17 protein-coding genes and 1 pseudogene are annotated in these 19867 nt (G+C 42.2%); 3 read left to right on the top strand and 15 right to left on the bottom strand.

Annotation, left to right across the window (positions count from 1 at the left end):
• Nucleotides 1–323: 323 nt before the first annotated feature.
• The 3 genes from DW959_RS09610 to DW959_RS09600 form a co-directional block, all read right to left on the bottom strand.
• Nucleotides 324–1028, bottom strand: coding sequence for a response regulator transcription factor (locus DW959_RS09610; protein ID WP_008402338.1), 705 nt, complete (start codon nucleotides 1026–1028; stop codon nucleotides 324–326).
• On the bottom strand, nucleotides 1021–2082 hold the full coding sequence (locus tag DW959_RS09605; protein ID WP_118615972.1) for a DUF4118 domain-containing protein: 1062 nt from the start codon (nucleotides 2080–2082) through the stop codon (nucleotides 1021–1023). The genes DW959_RS09610 and DW959_RS09605 overlap by 8 nt, the downstream gene beginning before the upstream one ends.
• A 489-nt stretch (nucleotides 2083–2571) precedes the next feature.
• Entirely contained in the window at nucleotides 2572–3915 is a 1344-nt protein-coding gene (locus DW959_RS09600; RefSeq protein WP_147353080.1) for a hypothetical protein, read from the bottom strand.
• Between the two features lie 152 nt (nucleotides 3916–4067).
• Here DW959_RS09600 and DW959_RS09595 point away from each other — a divergent pair, with 152 nt between their 5' ends.
• A complete protein-coding gene (locus DW959_RS09595; RefSeq protein WP_173783651.1) occupies nucleotides 4068–4796 on the top strand; it encodes a LytTR family DNA-binding domain-containing protein in 729 nt (242 codons plus the stop codon).
• A 38-nt stretch (nucleotides 4797–4834) separates the two neighbouring features.
• Here DW959_RS09595 and DW959_RS09590 read toward each other — a convergent pair whose 3' ends face one another.
• Nucleotides 4835–5566, bottom strand: a complete 732-nt coding sequence (locus tag DW959_RS09590; RefSeq protein WP_173783650.1) for a GHKL domain-containing protein — start codon at nucleotides 5564–5566, stop codon at nucleotides 4835–4837.
• A 249-nt stretch (nucleotides 5567–5815) separates the two neighbouring features.
• Here DW959_RS09590 and DW959_RS09585 point away from each other — a divergent pair, with 249 nt between their 5' ends.
• Together DW959_RS09585 and DW959_RS09580 are read left to right on the top strand one after the other, a co-directional pair.
• Nucleotides 5816–6256: a MarR family transcriptional regulator gene (locus tag DW959_RS09585; protein ID WP_021944509.1), complete on the top strand. Its 441-nt coding sequence runs from the start codon at nucleotides 5816–5818 to the stop codon at nucleotides 6254–6256.
• A 122-nt stretch (nucleotides 6257–6378) separates the two neighbouring features.
• Nucleotides 6379–7874, top strand: a pseudogene (locus DW959_RS09580) (MATE family efflux transporter).
• A gap of 35 nt (nucleotides 7875–7909) precedes the next feature.
• On the opposite strand, the gene DW959_RS09575 reads toward DW959_RS09580, so the two are convergent.
• The 11 genes from DW959_RS09575 to DW959_RS09525 form a co-directional block, all read right to left on the bottom strand.
• Nucleotides 7910–9274 carry an MATE family efflux transporter gene (locus tag DW959_RS09575; protein WP_117808819.1) on the bottom strand — a complete coding sequence of 455 codons (1365 nt, stop codon included), beginning with the start codon at nucleotides 9272–9274 and terminating at the stop codon, nucleotides 7910–7912.
• A gap of 138 nt (nucleotides 9275–9412) precedes the next feature.
• The gene (locus DW959_RS09570) at nucleotides 9413–10438 is read right to left on the bottom strand and encodes an aldo/keto reductase (protein ID WP_117808818.1); all 1026 of its coding nucleotides are present in this window, start codon (nucleotides 10436–10438) and stop codon (nucleotides 9413–9415) included.
• Between the two features lie 112 nt (nucleotides 10439–10550).
• Entirely contained in the window at nucleotides 10551–11567 is a 1017-nt protein-coding gene (gene galE, locus DW959_RS09565; protein ID WP_008402329.1) for a UDP-glucose 4-epimerase GalE, read from the bottom strand.
• Nucleotides 11568–11737: 170 nt separating this feature from the next.
• A complete protein-coding gene (locus DW959_RS09560) occupies nucleotides 11738–12571 on the bottom strand; it encodes a TIGR03915 family putative DNA repair protein (RefSeq protein WP_118615964.1) in 834 nt (277 codons plus the stop codon).
• 107 nt (nucleotides 12572–12678) lie between these two features.
• Nucleotides 12679–14142, bottom strand: coding sequence for a putative DNA modification/repair radical SAM protein (locus tag DW959_RS09555; protein WP_118615984.1), 1464 nt, complete (start codon nucleotides 14140–14142; stop codon nucleotides 12679–12681).
• Nucleotides 14143–14517: 375 nt separating this feature from the next.
• Entirely contained in the window at nucleotides 14518–15069 is a 552-nt protein-coding gene (locus tag DW959_RS09550) for a hypothetical protein (protein ID WP_117808816.1), read from the bottom strand.
• Between the two features lie 15 nt (nucleotides 15070–15084).
• Nucleotides 15085–15666 carry a xanthine phosphoribosyltransferase gene (locus DW959_RS09545; RefSeq protein WP_044945885.1) on the bottom strand — a complete coding sequence of 194 codons (582 nt, stop codon included), beginning with the start codon at nucleotides 15664–15666 and terminating at the stop codon, nucleotides 15085–15087.
• 117 nt (nucleotides 15667–15783) lie between these two features.
• On the bottom strand, nucleotides 15784–16326 hold the full coding sequence (locus DW959_RS09540; protein WP_117808815.1) for a DUF308 domain-containing protein: 543 nt from the start codon (nucleotides 16324–16326) through the stop codon (nucleotides 15784–15786).
• Nucleotides 16327–16331: 5 nt separating this feature from the next.
• Nucleotides 16332–18149 carry an ATP-dependent zinc metalloprotease FtsH gene (ftsH, locus tag DW959_RS09535; protein ID WP_117808814.1) on the bottom strand — a complete coding sequence of 606 codons (1818 nt, stop codon included), beginning with the start codon at nucleotides 18147–18149 and terminating at the stop codon, nucleotides 16332–16334.
• A 270-nt stretch (nucleotides 18150–18419) separates the two neighbouring features.
• Complete coding sequence (locus DW959_RS09530; protein WP_118483434.1) at nucleotides 18420–19307, bottom strand: DUF3298 and DUF4163 domain-containing protein; 888 nt, start codon at nucleotides 19305–19307, stop codon at nucleotides 18420–18422.
• Nucleotides 19294–19866, bottom strand: coding sequence for a sigma-70 family RNA polymerase sigma factor (locus DW959_RS09525; RefSeq protein WP_118483436.1), 573 nt, complete (start codon nucleotides 19864–19866; stop codon nucleotides 19294–19296). Before DW959_RS09525 ends, DW959_RS09530 begins: the two co-directional genes overlap by 14 nt.
• Nucleotide 19867 lies beyond the last annotated feature (1 nt).

The following is a 19867-nucleotide window of genomic DNA, read 5'->3' as shown; positions in this document are numbered from 1 at the left end:
CAAAAAAAAGGTTGTGTCAACAACCTTTCCTGCTTTTTATATTAAAAAAACATAAAATCTTTCTCTTATAGTCAGTTATCTAATTATACAAAAAACGCTACAGCACTCAGTCACGGGAATGGCTCCTGTTATAAAATAACATTGCGAGATTTCGTTGTGAACTGTACATTGCCGGTAAATACGAGTGCTTGTCTGAGCCAAAGGCGAGTTAGCACAGAAGTATTTACGAATAGGGCAATGTCCAGAGAACAGAAATCGCAGCACGTTATTTATAACAGGAGCCATCCCCGTGACTGAGTGCTGTAGAGTTTTGAAGCTCTTTTCTATGAATCGCACATCCGGTATCCAACCCCTAATTCATTCGTTATGTAATTCTCCTTACCGGGAACTGCACCGAACTTCTTTCGGATATTCGCCATATTCACCTGCAGCTTCTTCCGGCTTCCCGAATCATTATATCCCCAGATCTCATTGATGATAAAACTGTAGGTCAGCATCTTACCTGCATGCTCGGATAACAACGCTACAATATTATATTCTGTCTGTGTCAGCTTCACTTCATTTCCGGCGATCGTAACCAGTCTTGCATCATAATTGATAACCAGCTCTCCAACCTCGAATCTTCCACCCGGCCGCAATCCATCCTCTGCCCGATGCGTAGCGATACGGAGTGCTGAACGTACCCTTGCTACCAGTTCATTTGAACTGAATGGCTTGGTTACATAATCATTTGCGCCCTCATTGAGTGCCTCTACTTTATCCCTCTCATCAGAACGTGCCGATAAAACGATGATCGGTGTAAATGATGATTGCCGCACTTCCCTTAAAAATGTCATTCCATCCCGATCCGGCAATCCCAGATCCAGAATGACCAGATCAGGGCGATGGGATGCAAACATCATCTGTCCCCCACGACAGGAATATGCGGAAACAGCCTGATATCCATTTGCTTCCATCAGCGCACTGATCAGATTATTAATATGTTCTTCATCTTCAATTATCAATATCTTATATCTGTTATTAATCATTCTCTGTTTCCTCCATATCCAGTGTAAACCGCACAACAGCACCGCCATCCTGCAGATTCTCCGCAGAGATCTCACCACCATGTGCTTTTACGATCGTGGTACATACCGACAACCCGATCCCTGCATTTTTCTTACTGCTGTCAAGTCCTGATTCACCATAAACCAGTTTCCCTGCAAATATATCCTTTACCTTATCAACCGGAATACCACATCCGTTGTCCCGAATCTCAAATACTGCAAAATGCCCACTCGTATATACACGAAGCCCAAGCTTATTCATGCCCTCTGCATGCTGAACTGCATTTTCTAACAGATTCAGGATCAACTGCTCGACTAAGATCGCATCCATCGGAATCATGATCAGTTCATCCGGAATGTCAATCTCAACATTCTGACCTTCATACCGTTTATTGAACTTAACCAGGACAGAATCTAACAGCTCATCCAGCGCGATCGGAATCTTAATGATCTTAACATTTTTTCCATCCAGTCTGGTAATCGATAACATGTTCTCAACCATTCGCGACAGCCATTGTGCATCCTGTTTGATTCCACGAAGCATGCTTTTTTTCTGCTCCTCCGTAAATTCATTCTTATCATCCAACATTGCAGAGCTTGCACCATAAATCGTTGTAAGCGGTGTCCGAAAATCATGGGATACGGATCGGAGCAGGTTTGCCCGCATCTTCTCCTGCTCACTCTCTGCCTTTAACTGTTCCTGACTCTTCAACTTATTTGTAAATCCGCAGGTAATAACTGCAATAGCTATCATGATAACGGCAGAGATCATATTTTCCGGGATCGTAAAATTAATCTTAAAATACGGAAATGTAAATGCATAATTTACCGCCAGAATGCTGATGACAGATGCGACCGCACCATATAAGAAACCATCTGTGATAACGGATACCAGAAATACATCCAACAGAAATATAGAGGGTATCAAAGTCTGATTTCCCCACTCCTTCTGCATAAACAGGGACAACAAAAATCCACATACCAATATCGCCGCTGTAATTAAAAAATTCTTCGTAAAATTCAGGAATCTGTTCATCGCTTTCTCCACTGTATCTTTTTGTAATCTGTTATAACAATCGTATCCATTTCAATCAATTCTGACAATCATTATTATATATTCATATTCTAAACTGTCACAACATATATTGTAGCACGTTTTATGGTTAAGACATGGTAAAAGGCTAAAAAAAGAAGACCTGATACCTGCGTTTCTCGGTACAACTATCAGATCTTCCTTCATCCGTTCCAATGTATGCTTTTCATATTTTGCAACCATAATCTACTGCACTCATTCTGAGTTTCCACAATCTTGCAGCAAGGAGAGCTGATTGGGCTGAAAAATATATGTCCTCTCTGACATAAATGCATATATTATGAACTTTCCCACTCAATAATATATCGGTTTTCGATATATCTATGAAGTTATTATATCAAAACATTTATCAGATACAATAAACCTGTCGTAATCTGCAATGTTTCCGTCGTAATCGACATATTTCTACAAATTCCAGATACGGTTCTCTGCTTATGCAGTCAGATACAGATGAGCTTCTTTCCTGTTATTCCACTGGAATCCCTCATGCCGCTCCATAATAAACTGGATGATCTGCTTATTATTCCGTATCTCCTTTCTGTTGTCTGAATTCATCTCAATACCCTTCATACGAAGTCCGATACCCTTAAGCACAACCTGAATATTTCCATCTGAGGATTCCGATGGTGCGATCTGAATCCGGAGTGTCCGGGGCAGTGACTCTGATACGGAATCCTGTTTATTCTCTCCCTGATCTTCATTCAACAAAATAACATTATGTACCATCCGCTCGATCAGATATCCCATGTCCAGTTCTACATTTGTATCAATCTGAATTTCTTCTGCTGCAACTTCCGGATGAATACCTGCACCCTCACAGGCAGATGTAACATTATTTAATACCAGATTCAGGATTGAAAGATCTGTGTATTTTATATACTCCTTCTGTTTTCCCGGTTTCAGATCTTCCTGTAACTGTCTGATCTGCTCCTGTTCCTTCCGGACATCTCCTGCCAGATCAAGTATATGCACATAATTATACAGATCATGCTTGATATCCCGCAGCCTGTTATAATCCGCCAGAAGCTTCTCATAATCCTCTTTCTGCTGCTTCATCTTTGCTTCCAGAAAACGTATCATTTTTCTTTGATAGCTATTATATACGATCGTATACAGATGATAAGTAGCTATAAAAGCAGATGCCCAGATTCCAAGTCCTATAAACTGTGACATCAGATTAACCTCTTTTACCATAGTCACAAAATATACAACCAACATCATATATCCGGTTCCAACAGCCAGAATCCACACCATGCTTCTGACAAATGATTGTCTCCGGAACTTCCTGTATGGCATAAATGTCCGCATAAACCAGACTTCAATGATCGTTCCTATGCCCTCACGCAAGGCTTCTACTCCAAGCCAGACAAGCAATGCTTTTGCACTGTATAATACCGGTGTATCATTATATGCATATCCAAACAGTTCCTCGATCACTGCTGACATCGTCACCGTAACAAGATCAAATGTCATAATACCCACCATAAATGATACCAAATTTATAACCATGCACTCTTTACGGTATAATACAACGCCTACAAGCATCATCGCAAATCCAAAAATATAAATGATGGCACGAAGCCATGCAGGTGCATCAAGCTGTATACTTGTATTTATTAAAACGCGGAGGAAAAACATATTTAAAATATTCAAGCCCAGATAGATCCGGTCTCTTCTTCCACGATCCATTCCCATATATGCACCCAGATAAATATTAAATTGTAATGCCGTGATCAGGGCTGCTCCGAGCACCTGCAGGAATGTCCATATGTTCATTTTTATCTTCTCGCTTTCTTTATACCATCATCAATATGCGTATATATATTTTGATATTTTTCTTGTTTTATGGCAACCTTTTTATTATAATATTACCAGTTAAGCAAATGTTTTCTACAGTGAAATTACCGGTTACAGGGGGGCTGCCATATATGAAACTCAAACTTCTAATATGTGATGATTCAGATCTACAATTAAAAGAAACAACCAGTTTTGCACATTCCTGTCTGGATGCTTTCGAATCCCTCACTTTCAAAATCGACTCCTGCGAGCCAGAGAAATTAAAAAAATTGCTTGAAACCGATACGATTAATTATGATATTGCAATTTTAGATATCGAAATGGGGGACTTCAACGGTATCGATTTTGCTTCCGAGCTTAATCAATGCTGCCCACAGTGTTCAGTCATCTTTCTCACCAGCCATACCGACTATATATCTGAATCTTACGAAGTCCGTCACATATATTATGTCACAAAGGATTCCATACAAGAATATCTGCCTAAGGCACTGGATAAAGCGGTTCAGCTTGTCATTGAACGAAAGACACGCTTTCTGGACGTTATCTCCAACAGAAAACGGTACACTCTTCCATGCGACACAATCACTCATATTGAACGGCTCAGCCGCGAGATTATTATTTATACTGACAATGGGGAAGCCTATAAAGTGTACGAATCCCTTCAGGCTGTAAGCAAACGACTGCCGTCCTATTTCTCACAATGCCATAGTTCTTTCACGGTCAATCTTAGATATGTAAAAAATTTATCCTCACAGGAAACCGAACTGACCGGCGGCATCAAACTTCCTGTTGGCAGACGCTATGCCAAACCATTCAAAGCCGACTACCTCAAATATATCTCCGAACACGCTATGTTGTAAATTACAAGCACACAAACCATGGCTGTTCTGTATGCCTTTTACAACATAATCGCTACTTCAAAGGCATCACCCTTGTCCGTGAACTCGACCGTTCCATCGTACCTGGCAACAATCTGCCTGATAATACGAACACCTCTGCCGTGGTTTTCTGCATCCAACTTCGTTGTATGGAACTGATTCTCCATAACGGCGCTCTCCGTTCTTTTGGAATTTTTAACAGTGATAAAGAAGTTACTCCCACGATTCAATATCGATACATGTATGAATCTTTTATTTTCCCCATTTGCATCCTGCACCGGCACACACTCGGCTGCTTCGATCGCATTGTCTAACAGATTGGCAAACAGACGAATCTTATCGACATCCTCCATACGAATCTCCGGTAACCCGGTTGGAATATTATAAGTAAATGCAATCTGCTTCTTTCTTGCAAGATCCCGCTTATCTGAGACCGCACAGTCAAGGATTGTGTCATTTGTCACAATCATCTGCCTGATCTCCTCAATCTCCTTCTTCTTTTTTTCTATGTACTCTTCGGTGTCTTTCTGCTCCCGGATCATTTCATTGATCTCGTTTGAAATCTCATATATCTTTTTGCTGGTGTCTTCTATACTCTTCATATGCGTATATGAAGATTGGATACTTTCTACAAACTGTTGTCTTTTTTTCTTCAGATTTCTTGCTGAAATGATATTGTAGATCAGTGATCCTATAAGCACAATAACTACTGCTACTATGATCATCCAGTTTTTCTCGTTCATCTGTGGCATATTTATCCTCTGGTCAAACATATTTTTTCATATATTCTGTTATCTGAATTCTCCAAAAAACACTATAAATTTTAGTATATCTATTATTTCTTTCCTGTCAATAATATTTTTATCTCTAGTTTTCTGTTTCAGATAACACCCAGACTGTGTTTTTCTCTTTCTATAAAAATTGTATAAACAGGTTGACTCTTTTTATTTTAAAGCTATAATAGTTCTAAAAAGAACTTAATTAAGAAATGAGGAATATATATGATCCTACAATCACCATCCAATATTTTTGATATGACAAAAAGCCTGATGAAGCTTCAGGAAAAATATCTTGAAAGCATCCGGATAGACTATAAGCTTTCACGGATTGAAGTTATCATCATTACTTTTTTACACAATAATCCGGTACATGATACTGCCAGAGATATCGTAGAGTTTCGTATGCTACAGCGCGGAAATGTATCCACAGCCATTGATTCTCTCGCCGACAAAGGCTATCTGACCAGACATCCGGATACAAATGATAAACGGATCATTCATCTGAAGCTCTCCGATCGATCAATTCCTGTTGTACATGCGATTGAGAAAAAGCAGGACGAACTGATCTCCTGCATCTTTGAAGGTTTTTCAGATGACGAAAAGAAGAATTTTGCATCCTATAACAAGCGTTTGTATGACAACGTATTATCACATTTAAAATAATATGGTCACAATACTACTGCTTGAATACCGGGCTGTTCGTACAATACTATATTCAGGCAGGCTCATATTGCAATTAACTTTTATACAATATAAAACATCAATCAAAGGAACGAGGAATATACATGAAGAAACAAAGACAAGCCTACAGCATGACCGATTCTCCAAACAACACATCAAAAGCTTCACCACCAACCGGCGGAGAATCCATATCGAAAAACATCAGGGACAATCAACCGAATCGGATTGCACACAACTCAGGCTCATCCGACCGGGAATTTCTGGCAAAAGAACCGATCGGTAAATTACTGGCAAAGCTCGCACTTCCTACAGTCGCCGCACAGATGATCAATATGCTGTATAACATCGTTGATCGTATTTACATCGGTCATATTCCACAAAACGGTTCACTGGCACTTACCGGTGTCGGTGTCTGTATGCCCCTTATCATGATCATCTCCGCTTTCGCGGCTCTGGTCGGAAATGGCGGTGCTCCACGGGCTACCATCTATATGGGCAAAAATAAAAAAGACGATGCCGAGAAAATCCTCGGTAACTGTTTTACCATGCAGATCATCTTATCCGTTATACTGACTGCTGTTCTTCTGATCTGGAATCGCGACCTGCTTCTGGCATTCGGTGCAAGTAAGAATACCATTAACTATGCAACCTCATATATGAATATCTACGCAATCGGCACAATCTTTGTACAGCTCACTCTGGGTATGAATGCATTTATCACTGCACAGGGCTTCGCCAAAGAAGGTATGTTGTCCGTACTGATCGGTGCGATCGCGAATATTATCTTAGACCCGATCTTTATCTTTGCGCTTCATATGGGGGTAAAAGGCGCGGCCCTTGCAACAATCATTTCTCAGGGTTGTTCCTGCATCTGGGTCTTAAGCTTCCTCTTCGGCAAGCGGACAACTCTCCGCATCCGTGTGAAAAACCTCGGTTTGCAGGCCTCCTATATCCTGCCATGTCTGGCACTCGGTTCTGCCGTCTTTATCATGCAGGGAAGTGAAAGTATCATATCCGTGTGCTTCAACTCCTCCCTTCTGAAATATGGCGGAGATATGGCCGTCGGTGCTATGACGATCCTTACCAGCGTCATGCAGTTCGCCATGCTCCCACTTCAGGGACTTGGCCAGGGTGCTCAGCCGATCATCAGTTATAACTATGGTGCAAAAAATGCATCCAGAGTAAAGGATGCATTCAAACTTCTGCTGAGGTCAGCCTGACATATTCTGTTTTATTATGGCTTTGCATTATGTGTTTCCCTCAGGTTTTTGCATCCATCTTTACCCCGGATACTGCTCTGATCGAGTTTACTAAAGTTGCACTTAGATACTACCTCGCGGTTATGTTCTTATTTGGAGTCCAGATCTCCTGCCAAATGACATTCAATGCCCTCGGTAACGCTCCGGCATCCATCATCGTTGCGATCATGCGTAAATTCGTCCTGCTGATCCCACTGATCTTCATTATGCCACATATCTACACCGCAGATAAGACAATGGCTGTCTACATGGCAGAACCGATCGCAGACCTGATCGCCGTAACCTTCACCGCCATCCTGTTCTTCTTCCAGTTCAGAAAGGCACTACGGGAGATTGAATAAATTAATTAATAATCCTATCCGGTCGTTTATATTTTTTATCGAGCTTTTTCATGCTTTAATTCAGGCAACACCGTGGCACACATTGTAAAGAAGCTGGCACATCCGCCGATCAGATTCGAGATTGGCTCTGCCCAGAATACACCATCCACTCCAAGATTTCCGATTTTCGGAAGCAGAATGGTAAGCGGCACTACGATAAACGCCTTTCGAAGCAGAGAAAAGAAGGTAGCCTTTTTCGCCTTTCCAAGCGCAAGGAACACACTCTGTCCGGTAAACTGCAATGCCATAAAACAAAATCCGAAGAAATATATATGTAATGCCGGAACCCCTTTTGCGATCAGTTCCGGTGAATGATTAAATATACGGATAAACGGCTCCGGGAACAATCTGAGAGTGCCCCATGCCGCAAAAGTATAGGTTACGCATAATATAGTCAGGAAACGGATGGCTTTCCGTACCTTCTCATATGCCCCTTCTCCATAATTAAAGCTCATGACCGGAGATGCACCATTTGTAATACCCATAACCGGAAGTGTACAGATATCCCGCACGGAATTCAACACGGTCATAACGCCCACATAGATATCCCCGCCATAGATCTGAAGTGTCGCATTACATACAACCTGTACCAGACTGTTTGTAAATGCCATGATAAAGCTGGACACTCCCAGACTGATGATCCGCAAAACCCGCTTCCACCGCAGCCACATACAGCTCCATTTCAAATGAAGCACTGCCCGTTTTCCGGTCAGGAATACAAGAACCCATACTGTCGAGCAAAACTGAGAAATGATCGTCGCAATAGCCGCTCCTCTTACTCCCAGATTTAAAACAAAGATAAATATAGGATCCAGTATTATATTTAAAACTGCTCCGATCAGAACCGATATCATCCCTGTATTTCCAAAGCCCTGACTGTTAATAAACGGATTCATTCCTACCGATACCATGACAAATACCGTTCCCAGCAGATAGATCCGAATATAGGAGCCTGCATATGGGAATGTATCATCACTTGCGCCAAACAGATAAAGAATCGGCTTATAAAAGATCAGCCCGATAATCGTCAATACAATTCCTGTTCCGATCAATAAAGTAAAAGCATTTCCCATCAGATGCTCCGCTTCCTTATCATTACCCTTGCCACGTTCCATGGAACAAAGCGGTGCACCTCCATTTCCATACAGATAGGTAAAGGCTGTGATCAGTGAAATGATCGGAAAGCACAGACCTACCCCTGTCAGTGCAGTTGTACCGACTTCCGGGATCCGTCCGATGTAGATCCTGTCAACCACGTTATATAAAAGATTAAGTAGCTGTGCCAGAATCATTGGTACAGCTACTTCTATAATATTTCTATATACATTTCCACTTGAGAAATCTGTCTGATGTGCCTGCAATACCGTCTTCCTCTTTCAAAATAACATATAATATGATCCATTCCTACTTTCAAAAGCATTCTCTGTCAGAAAATGCTTTTCAGAACTGTCTTTTATATTATATTCTTTTTTGAAGTGAAGTCAAATAACACTTATCCTCTATGCGTGATAAAGGTTGACCGCCTTTTCGATCAGTGCCAGTTCCTCTTCTTCCATCTCGGTTGTTCTCTGCTTCTCAGCAGCCTTCAGATTACTGAGTATCTGTTCCGGCTTCGATGCACCGATCAAAACGGTTGTAACCTCCGGTTTGTTCAGCAGCCATGCAATCGCAAGCTCTGACAAGCTCATATTATAGCCTGCTGCAATATCATTTAACTCTGTCAGAAGCGGACGCATCGATACGACCTGATCCTCATGAAGGAACCGTCCATCTCTTGCCACCCGGCTATCCTTTGGAATATTCTGCAGATATTTATCAGTTAACATACCCTGTGCCAGTGGAGAAAAGCAGATCAGTCCTCTTCCGGATGCATATGTCTGCTTCAGCAATCCGTTCTTCTCAACTGTCCGATCCAGAATACTGTAACGATTCTGGTTGATGATAAACGGACAATGCAGTTCATCCAGAATCCGTTCTGCCTTTGCCATCGTCGGACCGTCATAATTCGACAGACCTACATATAAAGCCTTACCGCTTCTTACGATCTGTGCAAGCGCTTCCATCGTTTCTTCTAACGGTGTGTTCGGGTCCATGCGATGGTGATAGAAGATATCTACATATGGAAGTCCCATTCTCTTTAAGCTCTGATCCAGACTCGCAATCAGGTATTTGCGGCTGCCCCAGTTGCCATAAGGACCTTCCCACATATCAAATCCTGCTTTTGTACTGATCACCATCTCGTCTCTGTAAGCACTCATTTCTTCCCGGAGGATTCTGCCGAAATTTTCCTCTGCGCTACCATATACCGGACCGTAATTATTTGCCAGATCGAAATGTGTGATTCCGTGATCAAATGCGGTAAAGCACATCTGTTTCATATTCTCATAATTATCTACACTACCGAAATTATGCCATAAACCAAGTGCGATCGGAGGAAGCATCAGACCACTTTTACCGCAATGGCGGTAAAAATCCGTTCCTTCTGTCTCTGTATATCTGGTCTTTGAAGCTGTATATTCTGCCATATAAACGAACCCCTTTCTATCTTAAACAAACAGGCAATTGTATCTTCTCTATGCCCTGTATTCCGGCACGTTTACAATTGCCTGTCTGTTACTTATTTACTGAATATTTTCATTATGCACCATAGCCATCCGGATTCATGCTCTGCCATCTCCATGAATCTGCGCACATCTCATCGATTCCGTATTCTGCTTCCCAGCCAAGTTCTTTCTTAGCAAGAGTTGCATCAGAATAACAGGTTGCGATATCACCTGCACGACGAGGCTTGATCTCATAAGGGATTTTCTTACCGCACGCCTTCTCAAATGCCTTAACAACATCTAAAACGCTGTATCCTTTTCCTGTACCCAGATTGTAAATCTTTACACCCGGATTCTCTTTGATCTTATTGATCGCTTTTACATGACCCTTGGCAAGATCTACAACATGAATGTAATCTCTGACACCTGTTCCGTCCGGTGTATCATAGTCATCGCCGAATACACCAAGACAAGGAAGCTTTCCTACCGCTACCTGTGCTACATAAGGAAGCAGGTTGTTTGGAATACCCTTTGGATCTTCTCCGATCAGTCCACTCTTATGTGCTCCGATTGGATTGAAGTAACGAAGCAGGATTACATTCCATTCCGGATCTGCTGTGTGGATATCTGTCAGGATCTGCTCAAGCATATGCTTGGTCCAGCCGTAAGGATTTGTGCAGACACCCTTTGGACATTCCTCTGTGATCGGAATAAATGCAGGATTGCCATATACGGTTGCAGATGATGAAAAAATAATGTTCTTGCATCCATTCTCGCGCATTGCCTTGCAAAGTGTTAATGTACCCGCAATGTTATTCTCATAATATTCGAGTGGCTTACGAACAGATTCACCAACTGCCTTTAAGCCTGCAAAATGAATTACTGTATCCGGCTTTTCTTTTGCAAAGATTTCATTCATTGCATCCAGATCACGGATATCCTTCTCATAAAATGTTACATCTTTTCCTGTTATCTCTTTTATTCTTCCAATTACTTTCGGACTCGCATTATACAGATTGTCAACAACTACTACATCATATCCTGCTTCTAATAATTCAACGCAGGTATGACTTCCAATATAACCAGCACCACCTGTTACTAAAATCTTCATATCATAATCCTCCTGTAAAATAAATTCTTAACCTTCGGTTATCACAACATTTATCGGTACCGGATTCTCTGTTACGATAACCACTATCATCATTATACACGAGAATAAAAACTAATCAATAGTTTTTGCTAAATTTTTACTAAAAGTTAGTAAATTTTATTCTTTTTTGTTTACTGCATGAATTCTACCGCATGCTTCCGCTTCCATATCGGCATCAGATTCCGCTGGCAGGTTGGATTCTTCCGCTGTTCAATCCCGATCGTATGAAAGAAGGTCTTCCAGAGTTCGGTATATTCATCCTTCAATAATTCCGTCCGTCGGAGCGTCTTTATTTCCTCATCGGACAACTCCCGCAAATACATCTTCTGAGCCTTTTCCTTCATATATCGGTTCTGTTCTGAAATCTCTCTTTCTCTATCTGCCTGCTGTCCTGAGTAATGTTTTCCCGGATGGATCACCGCATACTTCCGGTTATCATCAAGGATCATAAAATATTCGTCCGGCATCCGGTCTGCAAAATGCTCTGCCACCTGATAGATCACATCATGCTTCGGTTCCAGATGACAGACATACACCTTATTATCAATCGAATTGAATCTGGCAAATTCCCGAAAATGATGAATTTCATTTCCAACTGCCCGCCGAATCTCCAGCATCCGGCTGACCGGAGGCTCTGCAAGCATCCCGATCACCCTTGGTCCTACCTGAAATCCGATCCGCAAAAACCGGTAGATATCGTCCAGTACATCATCTTCCATCAGACAGGCATAATACACATCGATATATGCCTGCATCCCGATCTTATTTCGAACGGAACGCAGAACCTTTTCCGTCTTTTCTGCATCGGCATCCACATGGACATACTCGTCAAATAAAGTTGCCTGCACGATCGGCTCTGTCCGTAACCGCACCCTATCATGTCCGACCCGGAGTGCATAGACCCATGCATCATAGATGCAGGTCATCATATCTTCTAATTGATGTTTACAGGTAAATATCCTCATATTTACATTCTCCCATCTATATCCTCATCTATCTATAAAATCTATCCTGACAATATTTCTTCATACAATCGTCTATTCTTAAATAGGATTTTACATTTATTCACAAATCAATTCGGAACTCCAAATACTCCCTGAGCATCAAAAAAGGATAACTGCTTATATTCTTCTTCCTTATGCTCTACCTGCCAGTTTTCTTTTGCATGCTCGCCTATCAGTTGTCTGGTAATATACTGCTCTTCGATCGGTATCTTATACATCATCCGTCCTCCACAGGTAATAAAATAATGCGCCCGTTTCAACACCACGCCCATCTTCTTCAGATGGTCAAATTCCAGATGTCCGTACCGTCTCGCCTTTACGATCCTGCCTGCTGATTTCGGTCCTATCCCCGGCACCCGGAGCAGCGTATCATAAGAAGCTGTCTGCACTTCGATCGGGAACTGTTCCAGATGCCGGATCGCCCAGTCGCATTTCGGATCCATCCGGACATTAAAATTCGGTCGCTCCTCCGACAACAATTCATCTGCCTGAAATCCGTAAAACCGCAGCAGCCAGTCTGCCTGATACAGTCGGTGTTCTCTCAGAAGCGGAACCGGAGTCGCAAGAGACGGAAGTGCCGAGTCCTCATTTACCGGAATATAGGCGGAATAAAAGACACGTTTCAGATCATAGTTCTGGTATAACTTCTGTGTCGTCTGAACCAGCGTATAGTCGCTCTCATCGGATGCCCCAATGATCATCTGTGTACTCTGACCTGCCGGTGCAAATGCCCGTGGCTTCCATGTATCCTGAGTTGCCGGAGCAAAGGAAGCAGCTTTCTTCCAAAGAGAGCCGCCTCCATTACTCTGTGCTCCGGTCAGCCGTAACTGTTCTTTCCCGAATATACTTCCCGGCAGGTAACGATTCCCCAGACTGCGTTCCATTCTTGCATCTTTCCCTATCAGGGTTCTTGTCTCTGCGATCGTATCACGCACCTTCCCCATCGGAGTCATGATCGTCTGGAAGCTCTTATTCGGAGCAAGCTTCTTCAGGCTCTCCGCAGTCGGCAGCTCCAGATTCACACTGATGCGGTCGGCCAGAAATCCGGCAGCCGCAAGCAGTTCATCCGGCGCACCCGGAATCGTCTTTACATGAATATATCCGTTGAACCTGTATTTTGTACGAAGGAGCTGTAAAGTTATACAGATCTGCTCCATCGTGTATGCCGGATCACGGATCACACCGGAGCTTAAGAACAGCCCTTCTATATAATTTCTTTTATAAAATTCGATCGTCAGTTCACAGATCTCCTCCGGCGTAAAAGTGGCACGCTTGACATCATTCGATACTCGGTTCACGCAATACTTACAGTCATAAATACAATGATTCGTCATCAGAATCTTGAGCAGAGAGATACAGCGCCCGTCTGATGCAAAGCTGTGACAGATTCCGCAGGATTGTGCATTTCCGAGCATTCCTTCCTTTCCTTTTCGATCCACACCGCTGGATGTACATGCCACATCATACTTCGCCGCATCCGCCAGTATATGTAATTTTTCCTGTATAGTTTTATTCGCTTGTATTTCGAACATATGTTTATTATAAGAACTTACGTTCGATTTTTCAAGTGGAAATTTTTGTTTTTTTACATACGAAAAAGGCTTCCTGAAAGGATCCATGCAGCTAAATCAAACTGGTAATTGTTTCATATTGTGAAAATGTTACAGAATTGTTACAATCCCATTGTACTCGATCGATACATTTATAAATTACAACAGGAGGATTTTATTATGTGTATTAATTATAACTGTTCAGATCTTTGGAATATGATCTGCAAGTACCTTGGTTTAGGCTGTTAATTTTAAAGCTGAAAAGCCATTGGATAAAAAAATAGCAGTATCCATTATTTCACAAGACATCTCCTTGCTACATAATGATACTGCTGTTCTTTTATTTTACACTTTTAATTATTTCTTCTTATTCTTCAAGTCTGTCACCAGAATCATTGCTGCGCCGGCTACCATAACGATCGCGCCGATCAGCAGGAAGACGGTTCCATAGCCAAGACTATAGACTATATCGCCATTGGCATTATTCTTGATCTGTACCAGTGTATTGACCAGATCGATCATGATCACAGCCAGAGTCAGGATCGCTGTAAGTAACGTCCATTTTCTTGCATTTTTAAATACCATTATAATACTTGTGATCAATGCAAAAAATATAACAAGGATTCCGTCTCCACTCAGGAAATTGACGGATTCTGTTGTTCCATCCACAGTCGCCTGAACGAACGGCTGGAAGTTTGCCCATATCAGAAGCATCGCCATAAGTCCGATCAGAACTCTTCCGATTGCGACAGGTTTCGGTGTCTCCATCTTCTCATTTGCTACATTTGAAAACCGTTTGGAGATTCCGCCATAGGTCTTACTGTAATCCATAATGGATAAATCTTTCTCTCTGTGCTCTCCACTGCCGGAGGTTGTCTGCACAGAATCTTTCTCATTCTGTTCTGCCATAAAAAACTCCTTTAATTACTGCTCCCGGAAAATGATATTTCCTGTCGCTGCATCCATCTCGTCTACAATTGCAAGGGATTCCAGATGATATCCCAGATTCCGGATGATCTGTCCGCCGGTCTGGAAGCCTTTTTCGATTACGATACCGATTCCCGCAACATTTGCACCGGCTGATGTCACGATAGATATCAATCCCTGAAGCGCACAGCCATTTGCGAGGAAGTCATCAATGATCAGAACATTGTCATCCGGATTCAAGAATTTCTTTGACACGATAACCTGATTCTTACATTTGTGGGTAAAGGATTCTACCTCTGCCACATATACTTCACCTTCTATATTGATGCTTTTTGATTTCTTCGCAAAGATAACAGGCACATCAAACTGTCGCGCTGCCACACATGCGATCCCGATTCCGGATGCCTCAATCGTGAGGATCTTATTGATCGGCGTTCCTTCAAAACGCTTCTTAAATTCTTCACCGATCTGGTCAAATAACCGGATGTCCATCTGGTGATTCAAAAAGCTGTCAACCTTTAATACATTTCCTTCTTTTACAATTCCGTCTTTTACAATTCTTTCTTCTAAGAAATTCAACTGTAGTTCCTCCTTGAGATTGCTTTCGTCCTTAACAAACAATTAGTACAATCATACATCATTTCTCGACGAGATTCTACTGGAAATGTATTTTTTTATGATTCGGATTATTTACGCCTACCAGTCTGATCCCATTTTGCTGAGTGCTGATGCAATACTATCAATTCCAAGCACGATCAGATACAGTCCGATCAGATAACCGAATGCGACAACTGCCATAATCGGTTCTATCAGAAGCATAACTCCGATCACGATACCGATGATATTCAACAACAGGGATACAAGTCCAAAGCTGTTACCTGCAAAATACCGTACAGTGCTGATATGGGACAGTCTGGATATACTGTGCATAATGATCCAGAGTGCAAAGAGCCAGATCACTAACCGTTGTGCGGCTCCCGGACAGAGGATCAGCATCATACCAAGCAGGGTACTTAAGATGCCGGAGGTCAGGGATACTGTCGGTACAACTCCCATATGCCGCTCCATCTTTACATAGAATATAATATCTGCTATACCGCTGACTGCTGCCACGATTCCGTAACAGATGACAATACTGTTCAACATACTTTCAGGACGGATCATCGTAAAGATGCCAAGTATAGTGAGTATAATTCCAAGTATCAGCTCCATCCAGCCAAATCCTGTTCGTTTCCTCATAATTCTCACCTCTTATCCTGTAAAATGCTCATAAATTCGTCTCCTGTGATCGTCTCTCTCTCATATAAAAAGGCTGCCAGTTCATCCAGCTTTTCCCGGTTCTCCTCTAAGATCTTACGTGCTTTTTCATGCTGAACCTTCACCAGTTCTACAACCTTGCGGTCGATCTCCCTCTGGGTTTCCGGTGAACAGGTAAGGGATGTATCCCCGCCAAGATACTGATTATTTCTCGCTTCCATCGCAACCATATCAAAGTCACCATTCATTCCATACTGGGTGATCATTGCCCGTGCGATCTTCGTTGCCTGCTCGATATCATTCGATGCTCCGGTCGTAACCTCACCGAATACCACTTCCTCTGCTGCACGTCCACCGGTAAAGGTTGCAATCTTATTTTCCAGTTCTTCTTTTGTCAGCAGATATCTGTCTCCCTGCTCCACCTGCATGGTATAGCCGAGCGCACCTGAAGTTCTCGGAATGATCGTGATCTTCTGTACCGGTGCTGAGTGCGACTGCATGGCCGCTACGAGCGCATGTCCGATCTCATGATAGGCAACCACATGCTTTTCTTTATCTGATAAAACAGCATTCTTCTTCTGATATCCTGCGATAACTACTTCTACACTTTCTTCAAGATCTGCTTCTGTAACGATCGTTCTGCCTGCCCGTACTGTTCGAAGAGCTGCTTCATTTACGATATTTGCCAACTCTGCACCGGAAGCTCCTGCTGCCATTCTTGCGATCGTATGGAAATCCACATCATCCGAAACCTTGATCTTTCTGGCATGTACCTGAAGGATTGCTTCCCTTCCTTTCAGATCAGGAAGTTCAACCGGGACTCTACGGTCGAATCGACCCGGACGGGTAAGTGCAGGATCAAGCGATTCCGGTCGGTTTGTTGCCGCCAGAATGATAACGCCGTTGTTTCCTTCAAAACCATCCATCTCAGTCAGGAGCTGATTCAATGTCTGTTCTCTTTCATCATTTCCTCCGATCTGTCCGTCACGTTTCTTACCAATTGCATCGATCTCATCGATAAATACGATACATGGGGCTTTCTCCTTTGCCTGCTTGAACAGATCTCTGACCTTGGAGGCACCCATACCTACAAACATTTCTACAAATTCCGAACCGGACATCGAGAAGAACGGTACATTGGACTCTCCCGCAACTGCTTTTGCAAGCATTGTTTTACCGGTTCCCGGAGGACCTACTAACAGGACACCCTTTGGCATCGAAGCACCGACATCCGTATATTTCGCAGGGTTGTGCAGATAATCAACGATCTCTGCCAGATTCTCTTTTGCTTCATCCTCTCCTGCGACATCCGAGAAACGGATACCATTTGTCGACTGCACATATACCTTGGCATTGCTCTTGCCCATTCCAAAGGACATCGCATTCTTACCGCCCGCCTGTTCGATCAGCTTCTTACTGAAATACTGGCCCAGTCCGATGAATATAATAATCGGAAGAAGAAATCTCAACAGGAAATTCCAGACCGGTGATACCGTTTCATCAACATTCTTTGAAAATACCGCTCCGGCATCGTATAACCGTTCCGTCAGTCCCGGATCATCCATAGCTCCGGTCTTATAGTATGTGTTCTTATCCTTGTCTGTGAAGATGATCTCGGAATCATCCACCTCTACTTCGCCAATATTTTTCTCATTGATCATCTTCATAAATGTTCCGTAATCTACTTCCTTGACCTGTATCTTCATCAGAAGCGGATAAATAAACATATTAAAAACCAGAAGAACGACCAGCACGATCCCATAATAGAAGATCAACGGCTTCTTGGGTGATTTTACTTCTTTCATATGTCTCCTCTCTTTCCGGCAGGTACCTGTAATTTCTACATATATGTACTGCCTTTTCCTGTATTATTTCTGAGTTTCGCAAATTATCGCAGCAATCGCCGCTGACCTGTGTTGACACAGCTTTTGGTATTGGTTATACAGGCAAAAGTCTGTTAGCACTCATGTCGCAAGAGTGCTAAGTTTCTTTTAGAACAATATAGCCAGAAAAAAAGGAAATGTCAATCTCTTTTATAAAGATTTCACATTTCCTTTACAGCTTTTTATTTTCTATTATTTTGATACATCAATTATAAATTCCGGCGTTCCCATTGCTCCTGCGCCCAGCTCATATTTATTAAAAAATACCACAACCTGATCCTTGTCATTGATATAAAACTGTGTATCTTCATTGATCAGATCTTCCAGATCTAAATCTTCCCAGAGATAGAATTTCTTTTCGTCGTCCCAGGTATTGATCTGCCTCTGAACCTCATCGGCTATGATCTTCTTATAATTGCTGCCAAACCATTCTTTTAATGTAATATCCTTTCCTGTATCCAGATCAATGTTATAATAGAACATCTGGTAATAACCGGTTGCCCGGGTCTCATTTTCACTGATCACAAAGGATACATAATGTTCATCCAGACATTTGACCTCATAGTCAATGACGATATCATATGGAATAAAGTTCTTCGGATCTCCCCCGGTTAATATATAAGCATTATACTCTTCTTCCGCACGCTTCTTACTTGCTTCCACTTCCTGGTTGATCATCTTTGCTATCTCACGATTCACACGCTTTTCCAGTTCGGAATTTCCGGTATTATTCAACTGCGGAACTTTCACATTTACATATTTGGCTTCATCCGCATATTCATATTCCCGGAAGGTAAATACCTGACACACAGAACCGATAAACGGCGTATCGGCAGCTGCCTTTGCAAACGTCGGCGATACATTCAGCAGAACCACAAATATCAAAAATGTTGCAGCTACGGCCTCTCCTGCATAACGCAGTATATGTTTCTTCCGTCTCGTATATATATTAACAGGCTTCTGATCCGACATCCCTGTGCTCTCTGTCGTCAGTCCTTCTTCTATCGCATCCTGAACTATGGAATTCAATTGTTCCGGGATTTTTATATTTTCATATTCCTCTTTATTAAACTTCATCATAAACCTCCAAATCCAGCTTTAAGAGTTTCAAAGCCTTATACAACCTTGATTTTACTGTGTTGATATTATCTCCTGTAACCTCTGCGATCTTGTCAAATGGCATATCTTCAAAAAAACGCAGAAGAACGACTGTTTTCAATTTTGCCGGAAGCCGATCCATAGAATGATACAGATCGACATATTCCTCCTGCTTTCCCGTTCTGTCTGTACTGTCTTCAAGTGAATCATCCTCCTGCAGATAGACAACCTTTTTTTGTCTTCGCAAAGCCATCAGACATTCATTGATCAGTATACGATACGCCCATGTTTCAAAGTATTCCGGACTTTTTACCTGGCTCCGGTTCTGCAGTATCTTAACAACCGCATCATGAACCGCATCTAAAGCATCCTGTTCATTCTTCATATAGCTAAATGCCATCCGATAAAACTTCTCCTGATTATCCTCAATAAATCGTATCACCACAGTTGACCGGATTCCCGTATCTTGTGATTCCTGCTTTTTATAACCGGCACGTTCATTCTGATATTTCGTTTTTCTTAAAATACTACGCTCATTCACG

Source organism: Clostridium sp. AM46-21, assembly GCF_003480025.1.
Taxonomy (GTDB): domain Bacteria; phylum Bacillota; class Clostridia; order Lachnospirales; family Lachnospiraceae; genus Coprococcus; species Coprococcus ammoniilyticus.
This window is presented reverse-complemented; position numbering and strand designations above follow the sequence as displayed.

Excerpts from the sequence above, each read along its gene's own strand:
- DW959_RS09595 (WP_173783651.1), top strand. The coding sequence starts at position 4,068 with ATGAAACTCAAACTTCTAATATGTGATGATTCAGATCTACAATTAAAA.
- DW959_RS09570 (WP_117808818.1), bottom strand. The coding sequence starts at position 10,438 with ATGGCAGAATATACAGCTTCAAAGACCAGATATACAGAGACAGAAGGA.
- DW959_RS09600 (WP_147353080.1), bottom strand. The coding sequence starts at position 3,915 with ATGAACATATGGACATTCCTGCAGGTGCTCGGAGCAGCCCTGATCACG.
- DW959_RS09585 (WP_021944509.1), top strand. The coding sequence starts at position 5,816 with ATGATCCTACAATCACCATCCAATATTTTTGATATGACAAAAAGCCTG.
- ftsH (WP_117808814.1), bottom strand. The coding sequence starts at position 18,149 with ATGAAAGAAGTAAAATCACCCAAGAAGCCGTTGATCTTCTATTATGGG.
- DW959_RS09605 (WP_118615972.1), bottom strand. The coding sequence starts at position 2,082 with ATGAACAGATTCCTGAATTTTACGAAGAATTTTTTAATTACAGCGGCG.
- DW959_RS09530 (WP_118483434.1), bottom strand. The coding sequence starts at position 19,307 with ATGATGAAGTTTAATAAAGAGGAATATGAAAATATAAAAATCCCGGAA.
- DW959_RS09555 (WP_118615984.1), bottom strand. The coding sequence starts at position 14,142 with ATGTTCGAAATACAAGCGAATAAAACTATACAGGAAAAATTACATATA.
- DW959_RS09560 (WP_118615964.1), bottom strand. The coding sequence starts at position 12,571 with ATGAGGATATTTACCTGTAAACATCAATTAGAAGATATGATGACCTGC.
- DW959_RS09540 (WP_117808815.1), bottom strand. The coding sequence starts at position 16,326 with ATGAGGAAACGAACAGGATTTGGCTGGATGGAGCTGATACTTGGAATT.
- galE (WP_008402329.1), bottom strand. The coding sequence starts at position 11,567 with ATGAAGATTTTAGTAACAGGTGGTGCTGGTTATATTGGAAGTCATACC.
- DW959_RS09610 (WP_008402338.1), bottom strand. The coding sequence starts at position 1,028 with ATGATTAATAACAGATATAAGATATTGATAATTGAAGATGAAGAACAT.
- DW959_RS09590 (WP_173783650.1), bottom strand. The coding sequence starts at position 5,566 with ATGCCACAGATGAACGAGAAAAACTGGATGATCATAGTAGCAGTAGTT.
- DW959_RS09550 (WP_117808816.1), bottom strand. The coding sequence starts at position 15,069 with ATGGCAGAACAGAATGAGAAAGATTCTGTGCAGACAACCTCCGGCAGT.